Genomic DNA, 21967 nt, shown 5'->3' on the forward strand with positions numbered 1-21967 from the left:
TCGGAAGCGACTGCTCTCTCAATCGAGACCCTTGAAGGGGGCGTCGCGAACTTCGAGATACTCCTTCAGGCTCATTTTGCCGAGATTGGCCATCCATTCGCGCCCCTTGGTGCTGACGTGCAGGGCGGCGATCGAATGAACGTTGAATTCGAAGGACGGCATCAGGCCGGCGGCAAGCTGCTGGTTGTTGATCGAGGATTTTGCGAATTTGATCGCCGGCACCGGCATGCGGGCCAGCTTGCGCGCCAGGTTCTCCGACTTTTCCTTCAACTGGTCGGCCGGAACGATCCTGTTGATCAAATGCATGCGCAGCGCTTCTTCGGCGTCAATGACGTCGCCGGTATACATCAGCCAGCGCACGTCGCGCGTCGCCAGCAACCAGGGCATGAACAGCGACGGCGGCCCGGAATTGTGGCGGACTTCCGGTTCACCGAACTTGGCGTTGTCGGCGGCAATCGCCAGGTCGCAGCTCATCACCAACTCAAGCGCGCCGGCCAGCGCATAGCCGTTGACCGCAGCGATGACCGGGATCGGCGCCTTCCAGATATTGAGCAAGGACTGGGCGTTCTCGCTCATGTCGTCGTGCCAGAATTCTATGTCGACGTCATAGTCGGCGCCCTGCAGGTCGTAGCCGGCCGAAAAAGCGCGGCCGGCGCCGGTGATGATCAGGGCATTGATATCCGGATCGGCGACGCCCAAGGCAACCGCCTTGTCGATTTCGCGTACCACCGTCTTGTTCATGGCGTTGAGCTTGTCGGGCCGGTTGATAATGATGGTCGCGAACTTGTCGATCGGGTCCTTGTCGAACAGGATCGTCTCGAATTCGATTGTTTCAGTCATGCCGGTGTCCTCTGCTGGCCGGCGAGCGGATCTCGCATTGCCGGTGGTTCGGTCTCTTCATTTCTGCGCCGCGCCTTGGGCCTTAAGGGCCGCCAGTTCGACGGCGATGCGGGCGGCAAGGGCAGCGTTGTTCTTGACCAGGGCGATATTGGCGATCAGGCTTTTGCCGCCGGACAATTCGTTGATGCGGGCGAGCAGGAAGGGCGTGACGGCCTTGCCCTGAATGCCGCGGCTGGCGGCTTCGGCAATCGCATCGGCAATCGTCGCGTCGATGAAGTCAGGTGCCAGCGCGTGCTCCTCGGGGATCGGATTGGCGATCAGGACGCCGCTGCCGGAGCCGAGTTGGCCATGCAGATCAATGGCCTTGGCGATATCGGCGGCCGTGTCGAGACGATGGTCGGCCTTGGAACCGCTCTTGCGGGTGAAGAAGGCGGGAAAGTCATCCGTGCCATAGGCGATCACCGGCACGCGCTGGGTTTCCAGAAACTCCAGCGTCTTGGCGATATCGAGGATCGACTTGACGCCAGCGCAGATCACGGCCGTACCGGTCTGCCCCAGTTCGGTCAGGTCGGCGGAAATGTCGAAGCTCTGCTCGGCGCCGCGGTGAACGCCGCCGATGCCGCCGGTCGCAAAGATGTCGATGCCGGCCAGTTCTGCAATACGCATGGTCGCCGAAACCGTGGTGCCGGCCGAGCCGCCGCGCGCCATCACGGCGGCCAGGTCCCGTCCGGACGCCTTGACCACCGTATCTGCCTTGGCAAGTGCGCCAAGCCGATCGGCTTGAAGACCGGCGCAAAGCCGGCCGTCGATCAGTGCAATGGTGGCAGGCACCGCGCCATTGGCGCGCACGGTTTCCTCGACCGCCAGGGCCGTTTCCAGGTTGGCGGGATAGGGCATGCCATGGGTGATGATCGTCGATTCGAGCGCCACGACAGGTTGTCCATGGCGCAGGGCGTCGGCTACTTCGGGGCTCAGGTCAGGCTTCAGCAGGGTCATGAGAGCAGTCGTTCCATTCGGTCAGGGCCGGCGCCGTCAGGCGTCCAGGCGGTAGAGATTGGTTTCGAGGAAATGCGCGGACAGCGCATGGTGGACACTGGTCGGGCTTTCGGTGGTGAGGGCGGCCAGAAGAGAGCCTATGCGCGCGGCGTCGATCACGCCGTCGCCTTCGATCAGCCGGTGCAGGGTGGCGGCAATCATCGCGTCGCCGGCCCCGGTCATGTCAACGGGATGGGCCTTGACCGCAGGGAGCACGACGGTCGCATCGCTGCCTGCAACCGCAATGCCATGCGGTCCCATCGAGACCACGGCCTGTGTCGCGCCGGCCTGTTGAAGGCCAAGGGCGGCGGCGCGCGCATTGTCGATGTCGGCCTCGCCGCTTCGGCCGAGGAAAGCGTTGGCTTCGGTCAAATTCATGAAGATCAGATCGATGCCGGTCAGGTCGCGCGGCAGGCGCTGCACCTTCGGCGTCGAGACGGCATCGATGGCAATGCGGAAGCGGGCTCCGTGCTTGCGGGCAATCAGCGCGGCGATGGTGTCGGCCGGCAGATTGCAGTCTACAAAAATCCAGGTCGCGGCTGCGAGATGCGGCCAGACGCGATCAAGGATAGCCGGGCCGAACTCGTCGAAAATCGCCATGTCGGCAAGGCCCATCTGCAATTCACCGGACGGGTCGAGGATGGCCGCATATTCGGCGGTCCGGCCGCTATCGCTGACCTGGGTCTGCGTGACATCGATGCCGCGCTCGCGCATGTGGCGCAGGATTTCCCGGCCGGGCTCGTCATTGCCGACAATCGAGACGAAACTGGTTTCGGTGCCGAGAAGGGCGAGGTTTTCAGCGACATTGCGGGCCACACCGCCCGGGCTGCGAAAGCCCTCGGCCGGATTGGACGTGCCGGGTTTCAGGGTCTCGATGGCCCGGTATTTGCGGTCGAGCACGGCGCCGCCCATGCAGACGGCACGACGCGCGGCAGGCAGCACATAACCACGTCCCAGAATGTAACCTTTCTGGATCAGTTGCACGATGTGGGCGGCGACCGTGGAGCGGGCCAGCCCCAGCATGGTGGCGATTTCCTGCTGACCGGCAAAGGGATTGGCCTTCACCATGTCCAATACGGCCTGTTCCTGTTCTCCCAGATGGTCCATCGGCGGCTGATCACGCTTTTCAAAAATTGCTCTGTTTTGGATATGGACAACAACAGATGTTTTTGTCAACATCTGTTTATAGGAAGAGTAAGCGGCCGTGATCGGCCATTGTGCGGAATGGGGTTTTGACGATGCATGACATACGCGGATCTACGACAGACGCCGAGTGCATTCCGGTCATCGACGTTGCCCCTTTCGTGGCCGGTGGTCCCCAGGCTGCGCAGGTGGTCCGGCAGATCGAGCTTGCTGCACGCGATACCGGTTTCTTCCTCGTGACGGGCCATGGCGTGCCGCCGGCGGTGACTGCACGCCTCTACGATCTGGCCCGCGCCTTTTTCGATCGGCCGCAGAGCTGGAAGGTCGGCCAAGGTCGCGGCACCGGCATCGACGGCGGCATGGCCTTTTCGCCGATAGCAGATGAGGCGCTGGCGGCAACGCTCGGCATCAAGACACCCGGCGACTACAAGGAAAGCCTGAATTTCGGCCCGCGCCTCAAGGGGGATCAATGGCCGGACGAGCCGGCAGGCCTTGAGCAGGCATTCCACGACTATTTCGTCGAGATGGAGCGCCTTGCGGGGCACTTGCGGCGGACCTTCTGCGCGGCGATCGGTTTGCCGGCGGATTATTTCGAGCCGTCGTTCGAAGGCCATCTCTCGGCACTCAGGGTCATCAATTATCCCGAGCAGGAGGAGACGCCGCTGCCGGGGCAGATGCGCGCCGGCGTGCACACCGACTATGGCTTCATGACGATCTTGCGCTCGGAAGCATCGCCGGGCGGGCTGCAGGTGCAGAGGCGGTCGGGCGAGTGGCTCGACGCTCCGAATATCGAAGGCGCCTATGTCGTCAATATCGGCGATGCCTTCATGCGCTGGACCAATGACGAATGGGTCTCGACGCCGCATCGCGTCGCCAACCCGCCGGGTGAGGCGAAGGGCAGCGCCCGGCGCCAGTCCATCCCGTTCTTCCTCAATCCGAGCGCCGACACGGTAATCCGCTGCCTTGAACCGTTCTGCAGCGGTGGCCAGCAGGCCAAATACGAGCCGATCACCTATGGCGATTACATTGCTCTCAAGACCCGGCAGGCCTTCAGAAAAGACTAGGCCTGCCGGGTACCGCCGACCGCATACCGACATGTTGAAAAAAAGGGGAACGACAATGACGATTTTGACGAGACGGCAGACACTGGCAGGCATGGGCGCCTTGGCCGGGGCTTCGTTCTTCGGCTTACCGGCCGGGGCGCAGCAGAAGACGCTGGTGGTGCCGACGCTGGGCGGCGCCTGGGAACAGTTTTGGCGCACATCGCTGGTGCCGTCCTTCAGCGAGAAGAGCGGTGCGGCGGTAACGCTCGATGCCGGCAACGGCCGCGTCTGGAGCGCCAATCTGCGCGCCGCCGGCGTGGAAAAGCCGCCCTATTCCTTTGTGATGACCAACGAGGCCTTTGCCTCCAGCCTGCGCAAGGAAGGCTTTTTCGAAAAGCTCGACCTGACGAAGCTGCCGCATTATGCGGATCTCTATCCGCTAGCCAAGAAGACTGACGATTGGGGCGCCGTCGCCATGGTCTCGCCGATCGGCCTTGCCTATCGCACCGATCTCGTCAAGACGCCGCCGAAGAGCTGGAAAGACCTCTGGGACAATCCGGAATTCCAGGGTCGCATCGGCCTTTATAATTTTGCCAATACCGCCGGCAAGATGGAACTGATGCTGTTCTCCAAGATCTTCGGCAAGGACCAGTACGATATCGATGCCGGCTTTGCCGCGCTCGAGAAGCTCGGGTCGGTCATCCAGGCGGATTTCAATCTGTCGACGGGCATTGCCGCCGGCGAATTCATCGTCGCCCCGTTCGATTTCGGCGAGGTGGCGCGCCTGCGCAAGCAGGGCCTGCCGATCGACATCATCATTCCGGAAGAAGGCATGCTGATGTTCGACCAGACGCTGAACATCCTGGCCCATGCGCCGGAAAAGGAACTGGCCTACGAATATGCCAACTTCATGCTGGCGCCGGAAACCCAGACCCTGCTGATGAAGGAATTCTTCGTTTCGCCGACCAATTCCAAGGTCATCGTGCCGGACGATCTGAAGGCCGACGTGCCGATCTCAGGCCCTGAGATGGACAAGATCCTGACCTGGGACTGGGGCTTCATGAACGAGAAGCAGGGCGCATTTGCCGAGACCTGGGCAAAGACCGTCAAGTGATATCACGTGCAGGGCGGGGCGCCGGACCATGAGGGTCCAGCCGCGTCCGCAGGCCAGGCCGGCCGTCCCAACGCCGGCCTGGTCCTTCGTCTCCGGTGGGGTTCGTGCAGGGCAAAGGCCTTTTGGTCATCCGGCATTCAAGTGGAAAGTTGAGCGATATGACAGAGGTTAGCATCGAAGCGCTGACCAAGGACTACGGTGCATCGCGGGCCGTCGATGGAATCTCGATCCTGATCCGCGAGGGCGAGTTCATTTCGCTGCTCGGTCCGTCGGGATGCGGCAAGACCACGACGCTGAAGATGATTGCCGGCTTCGAGGAGGTTTCGGGCGGAGCCATCCGTTTCGACGGCAACGACGTCGTGCATGTGCCGGCCGAACGGCGCGACATCGGCATGGTCTTTCAGAACTACGCCCTCTTTCCGCATATGACGGTTGCCGGCAATCTCGCCTTCGGGCTTGAGATGCGCAAGGTGCCGAAGGCGGCGATGCAGGAGCGGATCGCCCGCGTGCTCGACATGGTGCAGTTGACCGATTATGCCGACCGCTATCCGCGCCAGCTGTCCGGCGGCCAGCAGCAGCGGGTGGCACTGGCCCGCGCCCTGGTGATCGAGCCGAAGATTCTGCTGCTCGACGAACCGCTGGCCAATCTCGATGCCAAGCTGCGCGAGGAAATGCGGATCTTTATCCGCGATATCCAGCGTCGGGTCGGCATCACTACGGTCTATGTCACCCATGACCAGGCCGAAGCGATGACCATGTCGGATCGCGTCGTAGTGATGTTCGGCGGTACGATCGCCCAGATCGGCAGCCCTTCGGACATTTACGAGCGTCCTGCCAGCACGGAAGTGGCGAAATTCGTCGGCCAGGTCAACCTGATCGAGGCCCGTGTGCTGCACAGCGCCGGTGCCGGTCACGTGGCGGTGGCGACCGAATTCGGTGAACTGGAGATTCCGGCGGGTGGTTCGCTTGCCGAAGGAAGCATGTTGACGCTGGCCCTGCGTCCCGAGGCGGTCGAGATTGCTGCGGCCGCTGGCGAAGGGCCCGGCATTCCGGCGACGGTTCTATCCAGCTACTATTCCGGCAGCCTGGTCGATTACCGGCTGCGACTTGCCAGCGGCCACGAGATTGACGTGCAGACATTTCCGCGCCACCGGTTCGATGATGGCGCCATGGTCCGTATCCATGCTCCGGCGGACCGCTTCTGGCCAGTGGAGAAACGGGCATGATGTCGCCGCGTCTGGCCCGGCTTGCGCCACATTTGCTGATCCTGCCGGCGGCCATCCTGCTGTTCGCCTTCATCGTGCTGCCTTATGCAACGATCGTCGTCATGAGTTTTCGGACGCCGGGGCAGGGTACGCCTTACGGGGAGGGGTTCACGCTCCTCAACTATATCCGCTTCCTGTCGGATACGTTCTATCTGCAGCAGACCTTCAACACGCTGGCGATCGGCTTCGTGACGACGGTGCTCTGCCTGCTGCTCGGCTTTCCCGTTGCCTGGCAGCTGGCGCGCGGCGGCACGCGGTTTCGCGGCCTTGCCTATGGCGTCGTGCTGTCGCCGCTGCTGGTCGGCATCGTCATCCGCAGCTATGGCTGGACCATCTTGCTCGGCAATAACGGCATCATCAACCGCTCGCTGCTGAGCCTCGGGATCGTCGACCGGCCGGTGGGACTGATGTACAATTCGCTCGGCATCGTGATCGCCCTGGTGCATGTCTTCCTGCCCTTCATGATCCTGCCGATCATGAGCGCCATCCAGGGTATCGATCCGTCGCTGGAGGCCGCCGCCCGATCGCTCGGCGCGCAGCGCGCCACGGCTTTCCGGCGCATCGTGCTGCCGCTTGCCATGCCCGGCATTCAGGCCGGCTGTATCCTTGTCTTCGTCCTGTCGCTCAGCGCCTATGTGACGCCGTCGCTGATTGGCGGCTCCAAGGTCAAGACCATGGCGGTCGCCACGGTCGATGCGCTGGTCGACACGTTCCAATGGCCGTTCGGCTCGGCTCTTGCCTTATCCCTGGCGGTGACCGGCGGGCTGATCGTGATCGTCTTTACCTTCGCAACCCGCATGAAATGGAAGGCGAACTGATGTCTCGGGGCTTTTTCACTGTCTATTGCCTGATCATCTATGCCTTCCTGCTAGCGCCCATTTTGGTTGTCGTCGGCGCCTCGTTCAATGCCGGTTCTTTCCTGACCTTTCCGCCGCAGGGCCTGTCGTTGCGCTGGTATGGCGTGTTCTTCCAGAACGAAGTGTTCCTGCGCGCCATCCGGACGTCTCTGTGGGTCGCTGCGGTTTCGACGGTTGTTTCCGGCGTCATCGGGACCATGGCGGCCATCTATTTCGTGCAGCATGCGGGAAGGCTCAAGGAAACCGTGCGCATCGCCATGCTGGCGCCGCTGCTGCTGCCGGAAGTGCTCACCGCGATTTCGCTGCTGTTCTTCGTCTATACCATCGGCATCGGCACCCAGACGCCATTCGCGATGCTGGTCGGCCATGTGCTGATCACGCTGCCCTTCGTCTTCATCAACGTAACGACGTCGCTGGAATCCTACGATCCGGCATGGAGCATGGCGGCGCGGAGCCTTGGCGCCGGCCCCTTCACGCGCTTTCGCCGCATCATGCTGCCCTTGATCAAGCCCGGAGTGATCGGCGGCTGCCTGTTCGCCTTCATCATCTCCTTCGACATCTTCACCATCTCGTTCATGCTGAAGAGTGTCGGCACCTCGACCCTGCCGATCCAGCTCTACGACTACCTGCGCACCAATTTCACGCCGGAGGCCGCGGCCGTCTCGACATTGTCGGTGGCGCTGACAATCGTTGTTGTGGTCGTGTCGGAGAAGGTTCTGGGCCTGCGCATCCATCGCTTCTGATTGCATGGCGGCGTCGCTTTTGGTCCTCATCGGGTGGATCTCGCCCAACAGACTGCAACGGCGAGATGGCGGAACCTGCATTCCAGCGCCTTGATTCGACTGTGCCGGACGCTATGTCCCCGACAGGATGGATAGCGTCCGGCACGGGAGGCTTTATGGCGCGAAAGAAACACCGTCGCACGGCTCCGACACTGATTACGGTTACCTTCGTCTTCGTGGCGGCGAGCGCCGTTGTGGTTGGCGTGCTGTTTTTCGTGCTGATGCGGGAGAGATTCGACAGCTATCAGCGCGACGTTATGATTTCGGCCATCGGCACGAGAGCCGAGGGCGTTCAGACGGCCTTTGCCCATGCCCTATTCGAGCAGTGGAGCCGCTTGCGGCATCTGTCCGGTGTCATCGGTGATCACGACGCCGCGGCGATTGCCATGACACTCGATACGATCGTTGGCGACGGTAGCCAGATTTCCTGGGGTGGCTACGCCAATGTTGACGGTACGATCCTGGCGGCCTCCGGCAATCTTCTGGTCGGGGCAGACGTTTCGTCCAGGCCGTGGTTTCAGGAGGGGCTGGAGGGCCCCTATGCGGGAGACGTTCACGACGCCGTTCTGCTGGCCGAGAAACTGGGTTCGTCAAAGGACTCGCTGCCACGATTCCTGGATCTGGCAATGCCCGTGCGGGATGGCAACGGCGAGATCCGGGGGGTTCTCGGCCTGCATTTGAATGCCGACTGGGCGGCTTCCTATATCAAGGATATCGCAGACGCGCTCGACATCGATGTCTATCTTGTCAACGAGAACGGAACGGTCGTCATCGCCTCGGACGATGCCCACCATGGCAGTCTCGACATTCCCAGCATGCGGGCCGCACGGACGGGTGCGGCTGCCAGCTATCTTGAACGCTGGCCGGACGGACGGATGTATTTCAGCGCCACGGTTCCCGAGGTCGGTTACCGGGAGCTTCCCTCTTTCGGGTGGAGCCTTGTGGCGCGCATACCGGCCGAAGCTTTCCTCGCGCCGCAGGAGAATTTCTCCGAACGCATGATATTCTATCTGGTCAGTTTTGGCGTCATGCTGATTCTGATGACGCTGATCTTCATTCAGTTCTTCATCCGGCCGATCAGCACCTTGTCGCGCAACGCCAGGAAGATCGCCGACGGCATCGACGTCTATCCCTATGAGCCGACCAGGACCAGCGAATTGCGGGCACTCAGCGGCGCCTTGGCGCGGCTGCAGAGCCGGTTGCATCGGCACAACCAGTCTGGCGACCGCGACCCTTCAGGATGAGCGGGACCCGACCAGAAGATCGTGGATGATGGCGCTGATCCGCGTCCGGGTCACGCCGGGAGCATTGCCCTCGGCGTAGAGTTTGCGTAGCAGGGCCTCATACTGGACCTCGGTGGTTTCCAGCGAAAGCCTTCCTCCGTCCGGCGTCGTCTCGATAACGAATGCCGATATGTCGCCAATGCCGCGCAAGGCGATCAGGACCGCCGATCCGGTCTGCAGCGTGACGCCGCGCACGCGGGCGGATTCCTGAGTCAGTTCCGTGACCCAAACCCTGTGCAGCCCGTCGTCGATGCGCATCAACGACCTCTGGGGGCGATCATCGAGATGGGTCTCGACACGCGGCATCTCGATGCAGACCATCACGGTTACCAGGAGCGTCGCGACATTGTAGATGCTCCAGAACAGCACCACGATCTTTCCGTCTCCGGCGTCGTTGAAGGCAAAGCTGTCGAAGACAATCCCGAGGAACATGCCGGCGACCGTCAGCACAAGGAGAACCAAGAAGGGCCACATCAGCCGCCATTGAACGATGACCCTAGTCCGGTCCCCACCTTTTGCCGTTACGCTGAACGCATGGTTGGCAGGGCTCAATAGGCCCGACCAGGTTGCCCGTATGATGGGGACGGCACACAGCAACTTGCTGACATCGTTGACAATCGGGATGACGAGGCCACCGGAGATGAAGTTCAGGACAAAAAGCGTCCAGATGAAATAGACGCCGAAATAGGCGATGACCTCCGGCACCGTGGCGTAGACGGCGGTGATGTCCAGATACCAATAGAACAGAGGGTAGACGAGGGCGGCCAGCCGGAATGGATAACTCGTCATCCAGTACAGCATGCTGTCGATGACGCTCCAGCGGTCTCGCAGGCGAAGCTTGGCTTTCGATAAAGGCCCGTGTCCACTGCGGGCGATCTGCATCAGTCCCAGACACCACCGGGACCGCTGCGTCACATATTCCTTCAATCCCTCAGGCGCGAGGCCTTCGGTCAATGGCTCGTTGAGATAGACCGTGTGCCAGCCCTTTTCCTCAAGCGTCAGCGTCAGCAGGAAATCCTCCGTGACGCTTTGTATCGGGAAGCCGCCGACATCGCAGACCGCCTGCCATCGCACGACCGAGGAGGTGCCGCAGCAGAAAGCCATGCCCCAGCCGTCGCGGCTTGGCTGCAGGTGGTCGAAGAAAAAGCGCTGTTCGTCTGGATAGGATCTGCTGAGGCCGAGATTGTGCTGGATCGGGTCCGGATTGAAGAAATGTTGCGGGGTCTGCACCAGGCCGACGCTCTGTTCATGGAACAGGGCCAGGCACCTGCTCAGGAAATTGCGGTGTGGTACGAAATCCGCGTCCAGCACGGCGATAAAGTCCGGCGGCGCGTCGGATTCTCGCAGCCGTTCCAGCGCATGGTTGATGTTTCCAGCCTTTGAGCCTTTGTTGTCGGGGCGGCGCATGTAGATGACCTTCTGATCGGAGCAGAAGTCGCGGAGCCAATCGCGCCGACCGTCATCCAGCACATAGACCTTCAGCCTGTCATGGTCGAGCGCCTTGGCACCGGCAATCGTGCGTGCCAGCACGCCCCGTTCCTCGTTATAGGTTGCGATCAGAACCGCAACGCTTGGTGCTGGCTCCGGCTGCCACCAGCCCCTGTTGGCGGTTGCCTCCGGGCTTCGGTCCTTGCGGCGCATCAGGATGACGAATGCGCTGAAAGACGAGATCAGCGAGGCCGCCTCGAGCAGAAAGAAGGTCCAGCTGAAAAAGCAGTTCCATGTGAAGCCGAGGGGGGCAAGCGTTTCCGTCGCCCGCCAGGCGAGATATCGCATGGCAAGCAGAATGGCGATCGTGAAGAGAGCGGAGCGATGGAGAACGTTGTCCGATTTGAGGATCAGGGACGCGACCAGCGAGGCACCGAATGCCATGGCGAGCATAGCGAAACTCAACTGCAATTCGCTTGGATACAGCTGGAACATGACTAGCGCCAGAGATCCCGCAGCCAGTCCAGCGGTCGAGCTTCAAAAAACACGCGGCCGGTCCTGCCAATGGCGCAGCGCAAACGGTTGTCGCTCAGGAGAGCGGGAACCGAAATCGCAACGTCATACCGCTCAAGATGCTGCGGGCTGGGGGCGACAGCCAGATTGTCGTAGATCGTGGCCGCGCCTGAGCCTGCCAGGCGAATGACCGCGCCGTCGAAAATCGTAGATGTGCCGGTTGGGCGGAAGCTGGCCGATTGCCCAAGGCGCAGGGTGTTGTAGGTTCGCTCGGTGACGCTGAGCGTCACGATCATGGAATCGCAGTCCACCAATTGGATGAGATTCTCGCCACGCTGCACGGTTTCGCCATCGGCTGTCTGCAGGCTCCACAGAATGCCGTTGACAGTCGATGTCAGGGCGCTATGGGTCAACCGGTTGACGCGAAGGCGTTCGGCATCGATGCGGCGGCTGAGTACGTCCCGGATGGCCGTTTGGGCGGTCAGGCTGGCGGCCATTTCGTCTTCCTGCCAGCGGAGTTCGCTGATGCGCTGCTCCGAATACGGGGCGTCGTTGTAGCCATCACCGAGAAAGACGCCGCGGTGTCCAGCTTCCAGGCCGATTTGAAGGGCGGACGACTGAGCCTTTGCTTTTTCCACTTCGCGCTCGGCAATCTCGACCTGGGACTGGGCCTGTTCCAACGCGCTGGTGGTTTCGATGCCAGTTGATGACAGCCTGGAAATTCTCGTCAGCGTCTGGCGGTTGAGCGCCAACTGTGCCTGCGCCACCTGCTGCGCAGCGTTGAATGCACCAAGTTCCGCTCTGAGTTGCCGCAAGCGATGGTCATGGTAGAGCAGGGCTCGGTCATTGAGGCGGGCAATGGCCTCTCTCACGGCCGTCAGGGCAGTTTGCAGCCTTGTCACTTCGGTGTCGACCTTTGCTCGTTCACCCAGCAAAGCGCTGACCACGGCATTGTCGACGAGGGGGTCGTTCAACTGGCCAAGTTCCTGGCCTTTGCGAACTCTTATGCCCAGAACAGGCGTGTCGAGGGAGACGCGACCGGCGATCGGGGCGCGGATCGTCGAAAGGCGCGCATTCAGAAAGGCATTGGCGCTCGTACCTGCTAGCTGTTCGCCGACGATGACAAAGACGGCCAGGCCGACAAGAAGAATGCCGATCGACAGTCTTGCGAGTTTCATGGGGAGATCCTCCGAATTAGAGCCCCCCTGCGGCTCATGCTCCAATCATGCTAAATTAGCCTTTAGCGACAGTCGGAACACCCCGTGGCAGCGTCGAGACGTCTTCGAAGGTTAAGAAATCATGAAGAGGTGCTGAGGATTTCGTGCCTCGGCTACGTCTGCCGCATGCCGGGGCGCTCGGCATAGCCGAGGTTGCGTCATTGCCGATCAGGCGCGAGGGCCGGGGTACTGTCCGAGATGTCGCAATAGGGGCGCAGCATACGGGAGACGTTACCCAAACCTCGAATTGCGGGCGATCTGATCTCGATGTCGAGCAGGGCCATAAGGTATTCAATGTCGATTGCAACGACATGGGGCGATATGGCAGCGTCGACCGAGCCGAAATGAGCGTGGCGAGGCGCTGCCTCAGCCGCGAGCATGGTTTGCCGTCAGGCGGGATCTGTCTTATTCTGGGATGGTTGCGACCGACGGCGGACAGGCCGTTGGTCGCAATGGCACACATTTGGCTGTGTACAAGTCAGCCCTTGCGGGCCTTGCGGCTGGCATAACGCCGGTCGCGCTCGGCCTTGCGGGCCGCTTCATCTTCGATAACGCGCGAGATGCGCTCCTTGTCGGCAGCTTCGCGCTGCTCGGCTTCTGCCCGTGCTTCGGCATCGGCCGCTTCGGTCCGGGCTGCGGCCTCGGCCAGCGCGCGCTGATGTTCCTCGGCCTTGGCGCGTTCGCGCTCGGCTCGGCGCTCTTCGCGCGCTGTCGATATGGCCGCGCGCTCGGCAAGCTTTGCCTGGAGTGCCGGTGCATTTGCTTCCTTGGCCGCCCGGAAGCCCTCAAGAAGGGACTTCTTTGCCTCGATTGCCGCCTGGCGACGATCGGACAGGCCATTGTCTCTCGTATTTTTCAAATCTTTGGTTCCGCTTTGGACATTTTGGAAGAGTAGAAGTCAAACGGGCTAAGCTTCAGCTCGCGCAAAGCCGGCCGTTTATTTGACCGTCTATCCAGATTAACGCTTTGCAGCGCGTTTGGCGACGGGTGTCGAAGGGACGGAGGCCAGATCGATGGCTTCCTTGGCCATACGCAATTCGCGCAGACGGATAGTTTTTTCGTCGCGGGCCTGCACGACGGCGTCCTGCTCCGAGACGATGCGGCTGCGGGCCAGAAACTGGGACTGGGTCTTTCCGAAGGCCGACTCGGCATGCTCTCGGGCTTTGCTGGGGGTGTCTGTCAAATCCGGTATCCTGAGTGTTGGTCGCCGGGAAGCGATTGACCGATAAAGAAAAGGCCAGGCATTTTGCCTGGCCCTCTGATGGTGCTTATGCCCTCGACGATGCCAGTACATCCGTGGTCACCGGAGAACACAAGACTGATTAGGCAGCCTGGAGCTGGCAAGCGGACATTTTGCCCGACTTGTTGTCGCGTTCCATCTCATAGCCGATCTTCTGGCCTTCGACGATTTCGCGCATGCCAGCACGTTCAACAGCAGAGATGTGGACGAATACGTCCGCGCCGCCGTTGTCAGGCTGAATGAAGCCGAAGCCCTTGGTGGAATTGAACCATTTAACTGTGCCAGTGGTCATAACGAACCCTTTCATAGCGATTGCAGAACCGGCGCACGGTTGTGCGCGGGTTGATAGTCTCGATTTTTGAAGGGGAAGTTCGTCCAGGGCGCGTTGTCATCGCGCAATAACAAAAGTCAAACAAGCAAATATCGACAAAGCATAGATAGGCGGCAATGCCCGGAATGTCAACTTTTAGTTTTTTCAGGAAGCCAGATTCTTGCAGGGGTAGTGCCTGGGCTCTGTACTCGCCTCTATTGCCGTGAGTGATTTCGGCTGTTCGGTGTTGGGCGTCCTGAACCTGCCACGCTGCCGGTTGACAGGGAGTATATCCTTCGTTATCGATGATTAATCGTTTAATCATGTGGAGCAGCCAGACATGGCGATCCAACGGCCGGGAGCCAACCTGGGCAATATCGCGAAGGCGCTCGGCGTCTCTGTCGCGACCGTGTCCAATGCGCTATCGGGCAAGGGACGGGTATCGGCCGAACTGATTGAGCGGGTGCGCGCCAAGGCCGCCGAGTTGGACTATACGCCCAGTCTTGCCGGGCGGGCGCTCAGGACCGGGCGCAGCGGCGTGCTGGGTCTGGTTCTGCCTGATATCGCCAATCCGCTCTTCCCACAGATCGCCCAGGCGATCGAGTTCGCGGCGACCAGCGCCGGCTATGGCGTGCTGATTGCCGACTCGCGCGGCAGCGTGTCGATGCAGACGGAGGCGATCAATCGCCTGATTGAACGGGGTGTCGACGGCATCGTCATCGTGCCGCGCCGCGGCACCCGGATTGCCGATATCGGTTGTCCGGTCGCGGTGATCGACAGTCCCTCGACGCCGGGCAATACGGTTTCCGCCGATCACTGGCAGGGCGGGCAGGTGGTGGCCGAGCACCTCGTATCGCTGGGCCATCGAAAGCTCCTGCTGATCGGCAACAATTCAGCGTCCAACGTTCAGAACGACCGCATCGGCGGCATGAAATCGCGGCTGCCGGAAGGCGGTCAGGCGGAGGTGCTGTGGATCGAAACGCATGAGCAGCGGCACGGCAAGAGTTGTCTGCTCGGGCTCAAGGCCAAGGTCGACGAGGGGTTTACCGCCTTTGCCGCCGTTTCCGATCTGCATGCGCTGCGGGCGCTCACGGAATTGCAGAGTGCCGGCGTCTCGGTTCCCGGTGATGTCAGCGTGACCGGTTTCGACGATCTCGTCTGGTCGTCGGTCGTCACACCAAGCCTGACCACCGTGCGCATGGACATGGCGGCCATCGCCGAGATCGCCATTGCCGCCCTTGTGCGGGTGATCGAAGCGGATGCCGGCAGTGGCGGTGACACACCGAGGACAACGACGGGCACGGTGGTCGCCGCCGACCGGACCAGCGTGCCGATGGAGCTGGTCGTCCGCCAGACATCCGCCTCGCTCAAGATTTTTTTCCGTGAAGACCCAAGAAAACCGACCAAAGGAGAACGCATATGACCAAGACCATGCTGGCCTCGGCCACCGCGCTGATGCTGACGATGGGCGCTGCGCAGGCCCAGGAAAAGACCCTGACCATTTCCGTCTATGCCTTTGCGCAGGACGAGTTCAAGGAAATCGTCTACGATCCCTTCGAAGCCAAATGCGGCTGCAAGCTGGTGGTCGAGACCGGTAACAGCGTCGAGCGGCTGGCCAAGATCGAGGCGAACAAGGCAAGCCCGGTTATCGACATGGCGGTCGTTTCGATGGCCGATGCACTTTCGGCGGCGCGCGGCGGTCTGATCGAGACGATCGACACGTCCAAGCTCAGCAATTTCGACAAGCTCTACGATATCGCCAAGGATCCGAACGGCGACGGCATGAGCGTCGGCTACACCTTCTACGCAACGTCCATCGTCTACCGCACAGACAAGATGAAGATCGAATCCTGGGCTGATCTGTTGAAGCCGGAATATGCCGGCCATGTCGCCTTCCCGAATGTCACGACCAACCAGGGTCCGCCGGCGCTCTACATGCTGGGCCAGGCGCTCGGCACCGATACGCCGGATCTCAAGGGTGCGATCGAAGCCGTCGGCGCCAAGAAGGATGATATCGTCACCTTCTATGTGAAGTCGTCGCAGCTCGTTCAGCTCATGCAGCAGGAAGAAATCTGGGCGGCGCCGATTGGCCGCTTCTCCTGGGCGCCCTTCACCAAGCTCGACCTGCCGCTCGGCTGGGCCACGCCCAAGGAAGGCCAGACCGGCGGCATGAATGTCATGGTCGTCACCAAGGGTTCGAAGAACCAGGATCTGGCGCTCGAATTCATGGATTTCTGGCTGTCGACCGAGATCCAGACCAAGCTGGCCGAAAAGCTGATCGACAGCCCGGCCAACAAGGATGTGAAGGTCTCCGAAGAGGTCGCCAACAACATCACCTATGGCGAAGAGACCGCCAAGAGCCTGAAGCTCATCCCGTCGGCCGTCGCCCTCGATAACCGCGATGCCTGGTTGTCTGAATGGAACGCCAAGGTCGGCCAGTAATTTCTGGCCATAAGAATGCCTCCCAAGGCAAGGGGCGCGGCGGGCGGACTTCGGCTCGCCGCCGCGCCCCGACTGATCATTGCAAACCGTTCATCAAGGACGAGATCCTATGTTCAACAACCGGGCCGAAGCTCTGGCGCTTGCCCTGCCGGCGGCGATTTTTGCCGGGGTAGTGTTCCTTGTGCCGGTCATCCTGCTGCTGTCGGAAGGGTTCAGCTCGGCCGATAGCTGGACGCTCTCGGCCTATGGGAATTTCTTCTCCGAACCGCTGAACCGCACGGTGTTCCTGCGCACCCTGCGGCTTGGCGCCATGGTGACCGTTGTCGCTGCCGTGATCGGCTATGCAGCGGCCTATGCCATTGTCAGCCTGCCGTCTGGCACCAAGGGCCGGATGATCGGACTGGTCGTTCTGCCGCTGATGATTTCGCCTGTCGCCCGCACCTATGCCTGGATCGTCATTTTAGGGCGCACCGGCATCGTCAACCAGGCGCTGATGGCGGTGGGCTTGAGCGACGAGCCGTTCCGCATCCTGTTTACCGAGACCGCCGTGTTTATCGGCCTGCTGCAGCTTTTCCTGCCGCTGATGATCATCTCGCTGGTCAGCGCGCTCGAAAATTTGCCTAGAGATGCGGTGCCGGCGGCCCGGGTGCTTGGGGCAAACTGGTTCCAGGTGTTCTGGAAAGTGATCCTGCCGCTCACCAGGGAAGGCCTGGTGGTCGGCGGAACGCTGGTCTTCACCGGGTCGATGACCGCCTATATCACGCCCGCCATTTTGGGCGGCTCCAAGGTGCTGATGCTCGAAACCCTGCTCTACCAGCAGGTCACGGTCGCCAATAATTTCGTCTCGGCCAGCGTCATCGCCTTCATCCTGATCGTCATGAGCTTTGCCGCCAACATTCTCCTGAAGCGCATCGCAACGGCGAGGAATAAGACATGATCCAGAGACTGTTTGCACCCATCACGCTCGCTCTGGTGCTTGTCTTCCTGATCGGGCCGTTCCTGATCATCGTCGCCGCGTCGTTTTCGGCGGGTGATACGCTGGCCTTCCCGCCGCAGGGCTTTTCGTTCAAGTGGATCCTGAAGGTCTTCACCGTCGAGAGCTTTCGCGAAAGCTTCGTGATGTCGATGTTTTTGGCAATCGGCGGCACGTTTGCGGCGCTCGTCCTCGGCATTCCGGCCGCCTATGCCATGTCGCGCTACAAGCTGCCGTTTGCCGAAACGGTGCGGACCATCGTCTCGGCGCCGATCATCGTGCCGGGAATCATCGTCGGCCTGGCGCTGTTGCGTTACTTCGTCGTGCCGATCGGCCTGTCGATCACGCTGGCGCTGTTTCTCGCCCATACTGCTCTGGTTCTGCCCTATGCTGTGCGGGTGGTTTCGGCCAGCCTCAACAACCTGCGTTTGGACATCGAAGAAGCAGCGGTGCTGCTCGGTTCGTCGCGGCTTGGCGCCTTCTTCCGGGTGGTGCTGCCCAACATTCGCGGCGGTATCCTGTCGGCCTTCATTCTCGGCTTCGTCACGAGCTTCAACCAGGTGCCGGTCTCGCTGTTCCTGTCCGGTCCCGGCGTGCGCACGCTGCCGATCGACATGATCGGCTATATGGAGATCGTCTTCGATCCTTCGGTCGCGGCCCTGTCGTCGCTGCTCGCCTTCCTGTCCATCGGCATCGTTTTTGCGGCCGAACGTTTTCTGGGGTTCTCCCGTTATGTCTGACACATCCTTCCTCACGCTCGACAAGCTGTCGCTCGCCTATGGCAATACGGTCGCCGTTCGGGATCTTGACCTTGAGATCCGCAAGGGCGAATTGCTGGCGCTGCTCGGCCCTTCGGGTTGCGGCAAGACCACCACGATGCGCTCGATCGCCGGGCTGATGACCCCGGTCGGCGGCCGGATCCGTCTCGATGGCGTGGATATCACCCGCGTGCCGGCCAACAAGCGGGCCGTCGGTCTGGTGTTCCAGTCCTATGCGCTGTTTCCGCATCTCTCGGTGTTCGAGAATGTCGCCTTCGGCCTGAAGCTGAAGGGCATGCGCGGCGCCGAACTGGAGGCAAAGGTTACGGCCGGCCTCAAGTCGGTGGGCCTTTCCGCCTTTGCAGATCGCAAGACGCCGGAGCTTTCCGGCGGCCAGCAGCAGCGCGTGGCGCTGGCCCGTTCCATGGTCATGGAGCCGAAAGTGCTGCTGCTCGACGAGCCGCTCTCCAATCTCGATGCGCGCTTACGCCTTGAAATGCGCACCGAATTGCAGCGCGTGCAGAAGGAAAGCGGTGTGACGATGATCTTCGTCACCCATGACCAGGTGGAAGCGCTCGCGCTTGCCGACCGGATCGTGGTGATGAAGGGCGGCGCCATCAAGCAGATCGGCACGCCGGAGGACATCTATAACCACCCGGTGTCGAGCTTCGTTGCAGACTTTGTCGGGTTCGAAAACATCTTCGCCATCCACAACGGCAATCTGGTCACGGCCGGTGGCGAGATTACCCTTTCAGGCAAGCTGCCCGTGGCGGCGGGACTTGCCTGGCGTCCGCGTACGATCCCCTTGGGGGCTGGGCCTCTGACGGGGGTCGTGCGCGGCGTGTCGTTTGCCGGGGGCACGCGCGAGTATGTGCTGGAGACAGCGCTGGGCGTGATCAAGGCGGAAGTGGATGCAGCAAGTCCGGCTCACGCGCTGGGCGCCGAGGTGGCCTTCGACCTGCCGGTCGAGAGCGCTGCTCCTTTGAAACGGTTCGGGTGAACGATCATGGGTGTCTGGATCGATACGGATATGGGATTCGATGACATTGCCGCCATTCTGGTGGTGATGCATGCGGGTCTCGAGATCGACGGTGCATCGCTGGTGTTCGGCAATACGCCGCTGGATCAGGTGCTGCGCAATACGGCCGGTGCCGCAAAGGCCTTTGACTGGCGCTTTCCGGTCCATGCGGGACGGACAAGGCCGGTCATGGGCGCTTTGGAGACGGCACAGGAAATCCTTGGAGATACCGGCATCCCGACGACCGGCCTGACCTTGCCCGAGGCGGATGCTCTGCCGACTGGCAATGCGTTTGCAGCACTCTGTGCCTGGCTGGAAACCACCGCGTCGCCGCGCCGCATCCTGGCGCTCGGTCCGCTGTCCAATATCGCGGCCCTGGCCTTGGCCCGGCCGGACTTGGCAGCGCGCATCGACGATCTGACCTGGATGGGGGGCGGATTGACCCGCGGCAACCACACCGCATCGGCCGAGTTCAACGCTTTGGCCGATCCCGAGGCCGTCGCCATCGTACTAGCTCATGGCCTGCCGCTGCGCATGGTCGATCTCGATTTCTGCCGCAAGGTGCTGGCGTCGCCGGACGAGGTTACGCCGATCCGCAATGCCGGCGGACGGAATGCGGCGCTGATCGCCGATATGCTGGCGGGTTTCATCGACATCGCCACCAGCCGCGGCCGTCCGGCCATGGCGCTTTACGATCCGGCCGCCGCCGCCGCCTTCGTGCGGGGCGATCTCGTCACCGTGCAGCCGGCCCGCATCGACATGGAATGCGGCAGCGGCCTCACCCGCGGCCGCACCGTCGTCGAAACACGGGCGTCGCATGGTACGTTCAATGCGGAATTCGTGGCCGATTGCGATGCCGCGGCCATCAAGGCGATCGTGCTTGGCGCCTTGCAATGGGAGGCGGCCAAGTGACCTCACAAGCAATGAGAGAGCCCGCCGATCTCAACGATGCGGATCTGCGCACGCGCGCCGTTACCGCCGCCCGAGGTGCGGCGCCGTTTGATCGGCTGATCGTCAACGGCACGCTTGTCGACATGGTGACGGGCGAGCTTCGGGCTGCCGATATCGGCCTGGTCGGACCGCTGATTGCCAGCGTTCATGCGCCGGCTGCTCGGGCAGATGCCGTCGAGACCATCGATGCGGAAGGTGGCTTCGTGACGCCGGGTCTGATCGATACGCATATGCATGTCGAAAGCTCGATGGTGACGCCCGAAAATTACGCCAAGGCGGTGCTGCCGCGCGGCGTGACCACCATCGTCTGGGATCCGCACGAGTTCGGCAATGTGCATGGGGTGGCGGGCGTTCGCTATGCGGCCGAGGCTTCTCGAGCGCTGCCCCTCAGGATGATCCTGCTGGCACCCTCCTGCGTGCCGTCGGCACCGGGACTGGAACTGAACGGTGCCGATTTCGACGCGGCGGTGATTGCCGATCTGCTCACATGGCCGGAGGTCGGCGGCGTGGCTGAGGTGATGAACATGCGCGGCGTGATCGATGGCGATCCGCGCATGAGCGCCATCGTCCAGGCGGGGCTCGCGTCGGATAAATTGATCTGCGGCCACGCGCGCGGCCTGAGGGGTGGCGATCTCGCAGCCTTCATGGCGGCGGGCGTCAGTTCCGATCATGAGCTGGTATCCGGCGACGACCTGATGGCCAAGCTCAGGGCGGGCCTGACGATCGAGTTGCGCGGCTCGCACGATCATCTGCTGCCGGAATTCGTCGAAGAACTCAACCGACTCGGCCATCTGCCGCAAACGATAACGCTCTGCACGGACGATGTGTTTCCCGACGATCTCCTGCAGGGCGGCGGGCTCGATGATGTGGTGCGCCGGCTGGTGCGCTATGGCCTGAAGCCGGAATGGGCGCTTCGGGCCGCGACGCTGAATGCCGCTCAGCGGCTTGGACGCGCCGATCTCGGCTTGATCGCTGCCGGTCGAAGGGCCGATATCGTCGTTTTCGACGATCTGACAGATCTGCAGGCGCGGCTGGTGATCGCCAATGGCGTTCCCTCGGCACGCAACGGCCGGCTGCTTCACGCGCCTGCAGCCGTCGACCATTCCGGTCTCACCCAGTCGATGAAGATCGAGCCACTGACGGCCGATGATTTCCGGGTTGCCTCGAATGGAAAATCCGTCCGGATCGCCACCATCAACCGGCCGCGGTTCACCGAGTGGGGCGAGCGGCGGGCAAAAGTGGAAGACGGTTTCGTGGTGCCCCCGGACGGCACGGTGCTGATCGCGGTTGCCCATCGCCACGGGCGTGGCGATAGCCGGCCGCGGGTCGGGTTCCTGGAAAACTGGGGCAAATGGCGCGGCGCCTTTGCCACCACTGTGTCCCATGACAGCCACAACCTCACGGTGTTCGGAAGCGACCCGGAAGACATGGCGATTGCCGCCAATGCGGTGATCGCGGCGGGCGGCGGCATGGCGGTGGTCTCCAACCGTTGGATCGATGCGATCCTGCCTCTGCCGCTGTCCGGCCTGGTGTCGGACGCGCCGCTTGAGCATGTGGCGCGCGATTTCGCGGCCGTCCGTTCGGCCATGGACCGGATCGTCGAATGGCAGCCACCCTATCTGGTGTTCAAGGCCTGCTTCGGGGCGACGCTTGCCTGCAATGCCGGTCCGCACCAGACCGACCGCGGCATCGCCGATGTCGGCACCGGCCGGCTGCTGGAAAGCCCTGTTTTGGCCGATGCCTGAGGTAATCGGC

21 protein-coding genes are annotated in these 21967 nt (G+C 62.0%); 13 read left to right on the top strand and 8 right to left on the bottom strand.

Annotation, left to right across the window (positions count from 1 at the left end):
• Positions 1-18 precede the first annotated feature (18 nt).
• From HFC70_RS14610 to HFC70_RS14620, 3 genes are read right to left on the bottom strand one after another with little or no spacing between them, the layout of a single operon-like run.
• On the bottom strand, positions 19-840 hold the full coding sequence (locus tag HFC70_RS14610; RefSeq protein ID WP_168473980.1) for an enoyl-CoA hydratase/isomerase family protein: 822 nt from the start codon (positions 838-840) through the stop codon (positions 19-21).
• Between the two features lie 57 nt (positions 841-897).
• Complete coding sequence (locus HFC70_RS14615) at positions 898-1836, bottom strand: pseudouridine-5'-phosphate glycosidase (RefSeq protein WP_168473981.1); 939 nt, start codon at positions 1834-1836, stop codon at positions 898-900.
• Positions 1837-1872: 36 nt separating this feature from the next.
• Positions 1873-2982, bottom strand: coding sequence for a carbohydrate kinase (locus HFC70_RS14620; RefSeq protein WP_168473982.1), 1110 nt, complete (start codon positions 2980-2982; stop codon positions 1873-1875).
• Positions 2983-3113: 131 nt separating this feature from the next.
• On the opposite strand from HFC70_RS14620, the gene HFC70_RS14625 reads away from it, so the two are divergent.
• The 6 genes from HFC70_RS14625 (at position 3114) to HFC70_RS14650 (ending at position 9323) form a co-directional block, all read left to right on the top strand.
• On the top strand, positions 3114-4082 hold the full coding sequence (locus tag HFC70_RS14625; RefSeq protein ID WP_168473983.1) for an isopenicillin N synthase family oxygenase: 969 nt from the start codon (positions 3114-3116) through the stop codon (positions 4080-4082).
• Between the two features lie 55 nt (positions 4083-4137).
• On the top strand, positions 4138-5175 hold the full coding sequence (locus HFC70_RS14630; protein ID WP_168473984.1) for a PotD/PotF family extracellular solute-binding protein: 1038 nt from the start codon (positions 4138-4140) through the stop codon (positions 5173-5175).
• Between the two features lie 158 nt (positions 5176-5333).
• A complete protein-coding gene (locus HFC70_RS14635; protein WP_168473985.1) occupies positions 5334-6401 on the top strand; it encodes an ABC transporter ATP-binding protein in 1068 nt (355 codons plus the stop codon).
• A complete protein-coding gene (locus HFC70_RS14640) occupies positions 6398-7258 on the top strand; it encodes an ABC transporter permease (protein WP_246735797.1) in 861 nt (286 codons plus the stop codon). Before HFC70_RS14635 ends, HFC70_RS14640 begins: the two co-directional genes overlap by 4 nt.
• Positions 7243-8040, top strand: a complete 798-nt coding sequence (locus tag HFC70_RS14645) for an ABC transporter permease (protein ID WP_168473986.1) — start codon at positions 7243-7245, stop codon at positions 8038-8040. The genes HFC70_RS14640 and HFC70_RS14645 overlap by 16 nt, the downstream gene beginning before the upstream one ends.
• Positions 8041-8195: 155 nt before the next feature.
• Positions 8196-9323 (top strand): cache and HAMP domain-containing protein, encoded by a 1128-nt coding sequence (locus tag HFC70_RS14650; RefSeq protein ID WP_168473987.1) that lies wholly within the window; start codon positions 8196-8198, stop codon positions 9321-9323.
• On the opposite strand, the gene HFC70_RS14655 is transcribed toward HFC70_RS14650, so the two are convergent.
• The 5 genes from HFC70_RS14655 to HFC70_RS14675 all read right to left on the bottom strand — a co-directional run bounded on the left by HFC70_RS14655 (position 9315) and on the right by HFC70_RS14675 (position 14067).
• Positions 9315-11285: a glycosyltransferase gene (locus tag HFC70_RS14655; RefSeq protein ID WP_168473988.1), complete on the bottom strand. Its 1971-nt coding sequence runs from the start codon at positions 11283-11285 to the stop codon at positions 9315-9317. The two genes, HFC70_RS14650 and HFC70_RS14655, sit on opposite strands and share 9 nt — an antisense overlap.
• A gap of 2 nt (positions 11286-11287) precedes the next feature.
• On the bottom strand, positions 11288-12481 hold the full coding sequence (locus tag HFC70_RS14660) for an HlyD family secretion protein (RefSeq protein WP_168473989.1): 1194 nt from the start codon (positions 12479-12481) through the stop codon (positions 11288-11290).
• 517 nt (positions 12482-12998) lie between these two features.
• Positions 12999-13379: a DUF6481 family protein gene (locus HFC70_RS14665; protein WP_168473990.1), complete on the bottom strand. Its 381-nt coding sequence runs from the start codon at positions 13377-13379 to the stop codon at positions 12999-13001.
• A gap of 99 nt (positions 13380-13478) precedes the next feature.
• The gene (locus tag HFC70_RS14670) at positions 13479-13703 is read right to left on the bottom strand and encodes a hypothetical protein (protein ID WP_168473991.1); all 225 of its coding nucleotides are present in this window, start codon (positions 13701-13703) and stop codon (positions 13479-13481) included.
• Between the two features lie 139 nt (positions 13704-13842).
• Complete coding sequence (locus tag HFC70_RS14675) at positions 13843-14067, bottom strand: cold-shock protein (protein WP_284739504.1); 225 nt, start codon at positions 14065-14067, stop codon at positions 13843-13845.
• A 343-nt stretch (positions 14068-14410) separates the two neighbouring features.
• Here HFC70_RS14675 and HFC70_RS14680 point away from each other — a divergent pair, with 343 nt between their 5' ends.
• From HFC70_RS14680 to HFC70_RS14710, 7 genes are all read left to right on the top strand, one after another.
• Positions 14411-15493, top strand: coding sequence for a LacI family DNA-binding transcriptional regulator (locus HFC70_RS14680; protein ID WP_168473992.1), 1083 nt, complete (start codon positions 14411-14413; stop codon positions 15491-15493).
• Complete coding sequence (locus HFC70_RS14685; protein WP_168473993.1) at positions 15490-16512, top strand: PotD/PotF family extracellular solute-binding protein; 1023 nt, start codon at positions 15490-15492, stop codon at positions 16510-16512. Before HFC70_RS14680 ends, HFC70_RS14685 begins: the two co-directional genes overlap by 4 nt.
• Positions 16513-16621: 109 nt before the next feature.
• Positions 16622-17449: an ABC transporter permease gene (locus HFC70_RS14690; RefSeq protein ID WP_168473994.1), complete on the top strand. Its 828-nt coding sequence runs from the start codon at positions 16622-16624 to the stop codon at positions 17447-17449.
• Positions 17446-18225 (top strand): ABC transporter permease, encoded by a 780-nt coding sequence (locus tag HFC70_RS14695; protein ID WP_168473995.1) that lies wholly within the window; start codon positions 17446-17448, stop codon positions 18223-18225. Before HFC70_RS14690 ends, HFC70_RS14695 begins: the two co-directional genes overlap by 4 nt.
• Positions 18218-19243 carry an ABC transporter ATP-binding protein gene (locus HFC70_RS14700; protein ID WP_168473996.1) on the top strand — a complete coding sequence of 342 codons (1026 nt, stop codon included), beginning with the start codon at positions 18218-18220 and terminating at the stop codon, positions 19241-19243. The genes HFC70_RS14695 and HFC70_RS14700 overlap by 8 nt, the downstream gene beginning before the upstream one ends.
• Positions 19244-19249: 6 nt before the next feature.
• Entirely contained in the window at positions 19250-20173 is a 924-nt protein-coding gene (locus tag HFC70_RS14705) for a nucleoside hydrolase (RefSeq protein ID WP_168473997.1), read from the top strand.
• Positions 20170-21957, top strand: coding sequence for an adenine deaminase (locus HFC70_RS14710; RefSeq protein ID WP_168473998.1), 1788 nt, complete (start codon positions 20170-20172; stop codon positions 21955-21957). Before HFC70_RS14705 ends, HFC70_RS14710 begins: the two co-directional genes overlap by 4 nt.
• Positions 21958-21967 lie beyond the last annotated feature (10 nt).

This window comes from Agrobacterium sp. a22-2, assembly GCF_012276985.1.
Lineage (GTDB): Bacteria > Pseudomonadota > Alphaproteobacteria > Rhizobiales > Rhizobiaceae > Allorhizobium.